The 9,009-nt window shown below is 61.6% G+C and carries 7 protein-coding genes; 5 read left to right on the forward strand and 2 right to left on the reverse strand.

Annotation, left to right across the window (positions count from 1 at the left end; all coding sequences use genetic code 11):
- Positions 1–250: 250 nt before the first annotated feature.
- On the reverse strand, positions 251–895 hold the full coding sequence (locus tag QZY48_RS31620) for a hypothetical protein (protein WP_295438157.1): 645 nt from the start codon (positions 893–895) through the stop codon (positions 251–253).
- Positions 892–1,710, reverse strand: coding sequence for a DUF2092 domain-containing protein (locus QZY48_RS31625; protein WP_295438158.1), 819 nt, complete (start codon positions 1,708–1,710; stop codon positions 892–894). The genes QZY48_RS31620 and QZY48_RS31625 overlap by 4 nt, the downstream gene beginning before the upstream one ends.
- Before the next feature lie 511 nt (positions 1,711–2,221).
- Between QZY48_RS31625 and QZY48_RS31630 the strand changes: the two genes are divergently transcribed.
- The 5 genes from QZY48_RS31630 to QZY48_RS31650 all read left to right on the forward strand — a co-directional run bounded on the left by QZY48_RS31630 (position 2,222) and on the right by QZY48_RS31650 (position 8,555).
- Entirely contained in the window at positions 2,222–2,452 is a 231-nt protein-coding gene (locus QZY48_RS31630; RefSeq protein ID WP_295438160.1) for a YgiT-type zinc finger protein, read from the forward strand.
- 221 nt (positions 2,453–2,673) lie between these two features.
- Entirely contained in the window at positions 2,674–7,023 is a 4,350-nt protein-coding gene (locus QZY48_RS31635) for a DUF5685 family protein (RefSeq protein ID WP_295438162.1), read from the forward strand.
- Between the two features lie 27 nt (positions 7,024–7,050).
- Positions 7,051–7,332 (forward strand): WXG100 family type VII secretion target, encoded by a 282-nt coding sequence (locus tag QZY48_RS31640; protein ID WP_295438164.1) that lies wholly within the window; start codon positions 7,051–7,053, stop codon positions 7,330–7,332.
- Between the two features lie 9 nt (positions 7,333–7,341).
- On the forward strand, positions 7,342–7,614 hold the full coding sequence (locus QZY48_RS31645; protein WP_295438165.1) for a WXG100 family type VII secretion target: 273 nt from the start codon (positions 7,342–7,344) through the stop codon (positions 7,612–7,614).
- A 41-nt stretch (positions 7,615–7,655) separates the two neighbouring features.
- Positions 7,656–8,555 carry a hypothetical protein gene (locus tag QZY48_RS31650; RefSeq protein WP_295438168.1) on the forward strand — a complete coding sequence of 300 codons (900 nt, stop codon included), beginning with the start codon at positions 7,656–7,658 and terminating at the stop codon, positions 8,553–8,555.
- Positions 8,556–9,009 lie beyond the last annotated feature (454 nt).

A 9,009-nucleotide genomic window follows, 5' to 3' on the forward strand; every position in this document is an offset into this window, starting at 1 on the left:
CCAACGGTCATGGCACCCGCGCCACCCCGGAACATGTAAGTCCTCTCGACCGCTAGCTCGATGGCCAGCGTGCGGGGCGGCGTAGTCAGGGCTTCCAGCCCTGACTGTTCCAGCCCCGACACCGTCAGGCCAGGATGGCCTGACTACGCACTTTCACGGTAAAGCCGCTCCCACAGGGTCCCGGCTATCTCACGGGCCTCCTCCTGCCCGTCGGCGGCCGGTGGTCGGCCGCCGCGCCAAGAGCAGGGGATCAGTAGGGGTTGGGCACGACGCAGTAATTCAACACGGCCCCCTGGTAACAGGGCTGGTAATAGACACCGCCATCGACATAGTATTCCTGATTGGCGATGGCGAGCCGCTCGGCGGCCAGCGGCAGGGAGGCCACCGCGGCACCGACCGCCAGACCGGCGACCGCGCCCGCGGCGACTGCGCCGCCACCGTAATAGCCCCCCCAGCCCGGTGCCCCATAGCCGTAACCACGATTTGGCCCGCCCGCGACGACGGCGCCGTCCGGCGCCCGTGCCACGTAATCGCCGCCGGGACCGCGCGCGGCGAATGAGCCGTCCGGCCCGCGCGCCACCCCGGCATCGCCGTAACGGTCGACGCTGACGTTGCGGTCGACGTTGACGTTGCGGTCGACGTTGACGTTGCTGTCGGCACTGAAGCTACGGTCGACATCGGCGTGATCGCCCCCGAAGGCATCGCCGCCGTCGCGGAAACTGCCGCCGCTGAACCCGCCGTCGCGAAAGCCGCCGCCACCGCCGTGGAAGCCGCCGCCGCCAAAGCCCCCGCCGCCAAAGCCGCGCGCCGCCGCGAGCGACCCCAGGCCGGCCAGGCCGAGCGCCGTCGTGACCAGCAAGGCCCCGCGGAGCATCTTCAATTGGCTTGTCGTCATGGCTTTTCTCCTGTCGGGGCTGGGGTCATGGCGGGGCCGCTGTCCGGGGCCTTGGCCGCCGCGGGCGGCGGCGGCGGGGCGAACTTGATCTGCTTGACGCCGGGCCCGGGGTTATAGGTGAAGGTGTCCGGCTTCAGTTTGGCGGCGGTCTTCCAGTCGCTCAGGACCGCGGTCCACTGCGGCGCGGCCGGCAGGTTCTTCTGGTTGATCAGGATCTTCATCGGCAGCGGCCGGTCCCCGGTCGCGACCCAGAGTTGGAACTGGATGTCCGCACGGTCGAACGCCAGGTGCTCGGTGGCCACCCCGCCCACCTTGCTCGGCCCGACAAAGAGCGCGTGCCCCTGGCCCTTCGCCAGGTGCTCGCACAGCCGCGCGCTGGCGAGGTCGCCGAGCGGTACCCGGAACCGCAGTTCGCCGTCGGCCTTGGCCAGGGCGCCTTCGATATCGCCGGGCGCCGGCGCGCTGGCGTAGACCTTCTCACCCACGTCGACCAGGGTCAGGGTCTTGCCGTCGAACAGGAACTGCTTGTCGAACAGATCGCCGGCGGCATCGACGCGGAGCTTGTCCGGCCGCTCGACGAAGGTCTCGGTGGTGAAGCCGAACTGCAGCTTCTTGCCGCCGATGTAGACCTCGTCGTCCGTCACCTCGGCCCGGAAGGAGAACCGGTCGAGCGATTTCAGGTAGGCACACATGCCCGCCACGATCTTGTCCGGGTCCGGCGTCGTGCCCTTCTCGGGGGCCGCGGCGGCCAGCATCGGACCACTCAAGAGCACCAGGCACCCCAGGGTTACCCGGCGGTTAGACTTAAGTCGCATGAAACTCCTCCTCGGTTAAGATGACCTTTCGGCAGTTCGCGCGGTCGCGATGCATGATTCTACAACTTAAAGGCCCGCATGGGCGCGGGCTGGCTGTCGATCAGTCGATCCCAGTTCGGCGAGCGCGCAAGAGCGGATAAAGATGCCGGGTTGTTCATCGGCGCCCTGCTTGTCGGCGATCCGCGGCACGCCGCCAGCGCCACCCGCCCGGACGGGCTGCCCACAGCCCGCGGACGCACTCGCTCAGCACCCGAAAAATCGTCTACACTTTACCCTCAATCGTCTCCTGGTCAGCCCTGCGGCCCGCGAATGCCCGGTTTGAGCCTGATCGATCGTCGCCTGCACCTGGCAACGCCCCCCGGCGGTTGCCGGCGCACCCCACCGCCGTGCCACGATCCAAGATCAGTGCGGCGCGCCCGAGGCCCTTAGGCAACGGAGTTCAGCGTATCCTAATCGCGTGAGCAACTGCGACCGCCGGGGGCACCGGGGAAGACGCAACGGTGTATCTACTATGAATGAAACACGCTGCCCTGTCTGCGGTGAGCCCGTTGAAATAGGGCAGATCGCTAAAGCCTTCGGTCGCGGCAATGGCCTTCTGGTTATTGAAGATATCCCTATGATCGTTTGTCGCACCTGCCACGAGCAATACATCGCCGCGGAAGCACTGCACGAGATAGAGAAACTTCGCGAACGTCGGCAGCATCAGGCACGGATGATTAAAGTCGAGCGGTTTGCGGCGTAAGCCCCGTAGAGATTATGTTCCAATTCAGAAAAGGCACTACCGAGGAGGAACCAGACTCAAATAGGTCTTATTTGCCCGCCCGACCCAATTGTGGCTGGCCCCTTATCCCCGCGAGCGCTTCAGCACCTTGCCGGACGGATGCCGCAACCACGAGCGCCGCGCCCGCGTTCAACGCCGAAAGCAGTTCGAGCCTGGCACCATATCAATAAAGAGGGAAAGCGATGTACGGCTATATTAGACCGAATATCTGCAGATTATCCAAAGCGGATAGAAGCGTCTATCAGAAACTATATTGCGGCCAATGTAGTGCGCTAGGTTCATTGTTCGGCTACGTATCGCGTACCTGCGTTTCGTATGATGCTGCTGTTTTGGGTTTGCTGGTACTGTCGCAACAACGGCCGGACCCTATAGACGCCAGAGGCTGGTGCGCGGTGGCTCCGCGCAGGATGCGGATCTTTTCCAATCAAGACCTGCCACAGGTCGTTGCTGCGTGTTTTGCGGTGCTCCTCCTCTACATCAAGCAAGCAGATGCGAGACAAGACAAGCCGCGCCGTCTGGGCAATGTTGTTCAGCAATGGCAGGCCCGGCAATTGGAAAAGGCCAGATCCATTCTGGGTACCTTGGGGTTTCCGCAGACATACCTTGCTGAGGCCATTGAAGCGCAGAGGGACATCGAATCGCGCCCTGGTCGATCGATCGAGGAATATGCGACACCAACCGCGACTTTCCTAGGTCGGTGTTTTCGCTTTACCGCAGAGCTTACACAGCGTCCCGAGAATTGTGATCCGCTTTTTCATGTCGGCGAGCACCTGGGTCGGCTGATCTATTTGGTGGACTGCTTTGTGGATCTCTCGCGGGACATCCGGAAGGATCAGTTCAATGCCTTGACTGCAAGCTTCGGGAGCGATCCGGAGATCCTGATCGAGGCCGGTCGGCGCGTATTTTCCGCAGGCAGCGAGAATTATTTGCTCGCGGCGAACAAGACACTAGAGAGTTTTGTGACGGAACGCTGCGGTGAAATCGTAAAGAATATTTTGACTACTGGCGTTCCTCTTCACATTTCCAAGCGGGCGGAAAAGGAGCTGAAAATTATCCCGCACCGCAGAAGCGGTAGCTTATTCGACGCGCATCGGGGGTTGTTGGCTTCTCTTCTGTGCCTCATTTCTGCCGACGCGGCCGCGGGACATTTTACGTGGGGCGACCACGTTCACGCGACCGGTTATACGGCATACGGCTATGTCTGTTCAGCCGATCACAATCCATGTGTATGTTATGATGCCCTGGATTGCGTTTGCAATCCTTTTCACTTTCGCGTGTACAATTATGGCACGTGCTCTTACCCTTGTATCCAATTGCCAAAGGCGGTATTGGATATCGGCGCTATAGGCGGCATCGGAGCGTGGGTTATTACGTCAACGATGGAGGAACGTAGGGCAGAAGAAGCACTGAGCCGACGGGAAGCGATGGCAAGAGAGGAAGCCCGGAGGGCACAAGAAGCACAGATCCAACGGGAAGCGAGGGCAAGAGAAGAAGCCCTGAGACGGGCGAAGCGAGAAGCCGAAGAACGAGGAGCGGCAGCGGCTGCCCGTTGCCGCCACTTACAAGCAGAAGCAACTCCGATTGTCAAAGACATTCGGCAACTGCGCCTTCTTGTGGGCGGCCACTTGGATGCGGCACAAGTGCACCTGAAAGACGGCGCGAGTGGGCGTTTCTGGTGGGAGATACAAGAGGGTGCCAGAAAATTGGCGATCAACCAGCGCAATTTCAATAGAGTTTCTCGCCTGGCGACTGATTTCCGTTCTGTGGGGCGTATATCGGAGAATCTCCCGCCGCCATTCGATCGAGCAACGGAACAAGCCATCGACGGACAAGCGGATTTGGACCGTATGCGTTCCCTGGTGGGGCACGCGGCCGGGACAGTCTGGCTAACAGGCTGGGAGGACCCATTCTGGGGAAGGTGGAGACCTTCCCTGGACAACCAAGGGATGCCGCGATTCGGACTCCAATCTCCGTTCCCGGTGCTGAAGATTCCGGCCGTCTCCCGATTTCCGACGGGCCGTCCGCTCCTGGTTGAGACGGACGGCCGGGGTCGGTTGCAGGCGATTGGCGCGGTACAGGCCCTCCTGGCGCGACTGCTGGCGAGCGTCACGCCCGGCAAGCTGCGCTTTACCTTCATCGACCCCCTTGGCCTTGGGCAGAACGTGGCGGCCTTCATGCCGCTGGGCGATTACGAGGAGTCGCTGATCACCAGCCGCGCCTGGTCCGAGTCCGAGCACATCGACAAGCGCTTGAAGGAACTGACCGAGCACGTGGAGAACGTCATCCAGAAGTATCTGCGCCACGAGTTCAAGACCATCGAGGACTACAACCGCCAGGCCCACGAGGTGGCCGAGGCCTATCGGGTGTTGGTGGTCTTCGATTTTCCGGTGAACTTCACCGAGGCATCGGCCCGGCGCCTCGTGAGTCTGGTGCAGAACGGCCCGCGCTGCGGCGTCTACCCGATTATCCTGCAAGACACCTCCAAGCCGTTGCCCTACGGCTTCTCCATCCAAGACCTTCTTCAGTCGACCTCGGTAGTCCAGTGCAAGGACGGACGTTTCGTCTGGTCCGAGCAACCCGAGGATACCTTTACCCTTGATCTCGACCCCCCGTGTCCGCCGGCGTTGCTGAGCCGCATCATCAAGGAGGTGGGCGAGGCGATTAAGGCCGATTCCGCCGCCAAGGCAAAGACGCCGGTGGTGGTGCCGTATGCGCAGGTGCTTGGGCTTGTTGGTTACCGGCTGGAACAGCCTCAGGGCTGGTGGCGGCAAGGCGGGGTGGCCGATGGCGGGTTGAACACCTCGCAGGATGGGTTGGAGATTCCGCTCGGGTTAGCCAAGGCTACCGACGGGCGCTTTCTGGCCGAGCCGCAGTTGTTCAGTCTGAACGACAATTCGCCCCATGCACTGATTGCTGGTCAGACCGGCAAGGGTAAGAGCAACCTGCTGCACGTGATCATCACCACGCTGGGCGTGACGTACAGCCCGAATGAGTTGGAGCTCTACCTGGTGGATCTCAAAGGCGTGGAGTTTGCCATTTACGCCAAGGCGCGCCTCCCACATGCGCGAGTCATCGCTTCGGACAGCGGTCGGGATTTTGGTCTCAACGTCCTGGAGGGACTCGAGCGGGAGAGAATGCGGCGGATGCAGCTATTCAATGCCCAGACGGTCAAAGACCTTGCGGCCTACCGTGCCGGGATTGCGCAGCGCCTGCCGCGGATCGTGCTGATTATCGACGAGTTCCAGGAACTGTTTGCGGAGGATGATGAGGTCGCGCGGCGAGCCAAGACGCTGCTGACCGGGTTGGTGTTGACAGGGCGCAGTTTCGGTATCCACATGATCCTGGTGTCGCAGAGCCTCGGAGGCCGCGCCTGGGACCTGGGGCGGGTCGTGTTCGATCAGATGGCGATCCGCATCGCGCTGCCGTGCCGCGAGGCGGACTCGCGCCTCATCCTGGGCGACGACAACCCCGCCGCGCAGGACCTGTCGCGTCCCGGCGAGGCGATCTACAACGCCGACAAAGGCCTTCGGAGCGGCAACCACGCTTTTCAGGTGGCGCTGCTCGAAAACAAGTACGGGGAACTCGGTCGCTACCTGCACGCCCTCAAGGAGAAGGCGGCCATCGCAGTTCCGGGCCGGCGTCCGCTTATCTTCGACGGCGACGCGGCAGCCGAGCTTGAGTCATGCGTCCCCCTGGCACAGCTTCTGGCGGTGCCTGAGTGGCCGCCGGCCAGCGCGCCCGTCGAGCTCTGGCTGGGGGAGCCGATGGGGATGGAAGAGGCGCCGACCAGCATCCGCTTGGTTCGTACCGCCGGGGCCAACCTCGTGGTGGTCACGCGTGAGGAAGAAGAAGGGGTGGGTGTACTCACCGCCTGCGTGCTGGAATTGGCGGCTCAGCATCGTCCCGGTGCAGCGAAGGTCTTCGTCGTCGACCTCTGCACTCCCAAGACGTCCTGGGAAGGACTTTCCGATGAGCTGGACGACGCGTTGGCGCCCGTGCCGCTTCCCATCCAGGTGGTCAAGAAGCGTCGCGAGATCGCAGGGTTGTTCAATGCGCTGACTGCGGAGATTCGGCGGCGGGTCGACGAGGAGCCGAACGCGGAGTCATGGAGCGGCTACCTTGTCATCCTCGGACTGCAGCGCGCCCGCGACCTACGTCCCGACCCCGACCAGGGTTACCACGTCGGCGAGGAGGAGCCAAAGGCCAGCCCCGCCGAGCAGTTCGCCGCCATCTTGCGTGAGGGTCCCGAGATCGGCATCCACACCCTGGTTTGGTGTGACTCCTTCCTCAATCTGGCGCGCACCCTCGACGCACGGGCGCTGCGTGAATTTGCGTATCGGGTGGTGGGAAGCATGAGTCAAGACGACTCGATACGGCTGTTGGACGATACTGCGGCCTCGCGATTGGATCGACCGCATCAGATGATCAAATATGACGACGATCGCTCTGGGGTTCTGGAAAAATTCCGGCCGTACCGTATCCCGGCCACGGAATGGTTAGAGGGCATGGCTGAGACCTTGCGCGGACGCTAACGACATCACTGCTTTGGGGGATATACCATGAATGACGTCTATGTCGATCCAGAGAAACTCCGGGAGTTTGCCAGGGTGCTGAAGGATTTCTCCCAGTACGCCGAAACCTCGTTTGCCAACCTGAACGGCCAACTGGGGAGGTTACAGGACTCCTGGCGGGACCAGGAGTTTGAGAAATTCGCAGCACATGTGCGCAAGACGCAGGGGCGGCTAAAGGCATTCGCGAAGGAAACGGCGAAGACCGTTCCTGCATTGGAGCGAGATGCGGAGATTATTGAGCAGTATCGCAAGACCCAGTTTCCGTCCTAGGAGAAATCCATGCCACAGGTGAAAGTTAACCCGCAAGATCTGCGTCGCTTCGCTGTTTTTCTGGATGAGTTGTGCGCATCACTCCAGCATAAGAAGCGCAATACTGCGCATTCTTTCGAGCAGTTGCGTCAGACCTGGAAGGATGACAAATGCAAGCAATTCGAAAAGACCTTCGCCAGCACCAGTCAAGATCTCGATCAGTTCTTGAAAATGACAAAGGCCTATGCAGAGTTCTTGCGCAAGAAGGCAGCGAAGCTGGACACCTATTTGCGGTTACGTTGATAACACCGATCGCACTCGCTCTCGCGTAACTCGCTGCGATCATGGCAAGCGCTGAGCTTTTTTCACTCAACGTACTCACCGACTTGGCCGACGCGCTGGGGCGCTTCGGTAGTCGGGGGAAAGAGTGCCTGGATTTAGCCGAGGGCAACTTGCGGCGGCAGATGGCACAGCTCGCAGAGCGCCGCCAGGAGGCGGAGCGTCAGTTGCGGGTTTGTGAGATTGCCTGTGCTTCCGCGTCCGAGGAGGAAGCAGACGAAGCGGGACGGGCGCTGGCGGAGGCCAAGGAACACTTGAGCCTGGTCAGGCGCTGGCATGGGCGGGCAGAGGAAGCTTGCCAGGCTTACCGTTCATTCGCCAGGCAGTTCGAGCGCACGGTCTCCGACCACATCCCAAAGGCTCAGCTCAAGCTGCGAACCAAACATGACGAGGGGGCGGCGTACCTTGCCGTTCAGCTTGACGGCGACGTGCAGCCCATTCAGAGGGCCGCCGCGGCACCCCCGAGCCTGACGAACGCGCGGACACAGGAGGTGCCAAAGCTGGAGTCCGTCGTCCAGTTTTCTCTGCCGCCCGGATTCCGCTGGATGTCACTGGAGCACATCAGCCGGCGTGACGATCTCCGGCATGACGAGGGGTTCAGCAAGGTCAGCGAGCATGACATGCGTCGCGCCTTCGGCACGCTGCGTCGTCAGGTTCTGCCCTATCTGGACAGTCACCCGGAGGCCAACGGCCGGACGTTTCTGGATCTGGACGGGTATACGACCGAAGGGACGCCGAAGCCAAGGCAAATGACGTACGACGTGTTCTTCGGGGCGGGTGCCATCGTCCTCGACGGGCCTTATTCCGACGGGACGTTCTCGGTCACCAACGGCCGGCATCGCATAAAGGTCGCCCGCGATTTGGGGTGGTCTGCGGTTCCGGCCCGAGTCATCGAAAGTGGATGATTGCCGCTATGAGTCTTTTGCTAGAGCTTCATACTCGAATTAACGCCGATGATATCTCACTGAAAACCCAGTGGATCGCGACACGCCAGGCGTGGCGAGATACAGTGGGCGATAGGTTTGAACGGGAGTTCTGGCAACCGCTGGAGGCGGAATCCTCACGGTATCTGAATGCGCTGAGAGATCTGGACGAAGCGCTAAGGCAGGCCGACATCAACACGAGGTAGCGAGATCAAGTTGGGCCTGGCCGGACGGGGAATTCGCCCCGTCCGGAAGTGTTCGTCGGCAACTGCACGGCCGGTCCCACCCCCCAGACGGCCTTGATCATAATTGTGCGACACGAAGTCGCGTAAGTAATTGTTCTACTGGAAGTCTCTATATGGCGACCTGATGGAACCGACGGTTTCTCCCGTCGTAGCCTAGGAGCACATGCGAGACTGGTAACGGTCCGGTGTGA

It is taken from the genome of uncultured Thiodictyon sp. (assembly GCF_903828115.1).
GTDB lineage: Bacteria > Pseudomonadota > Gammaproteobacteria > Chromatiales > Chromatiaceae > Thiodictyon.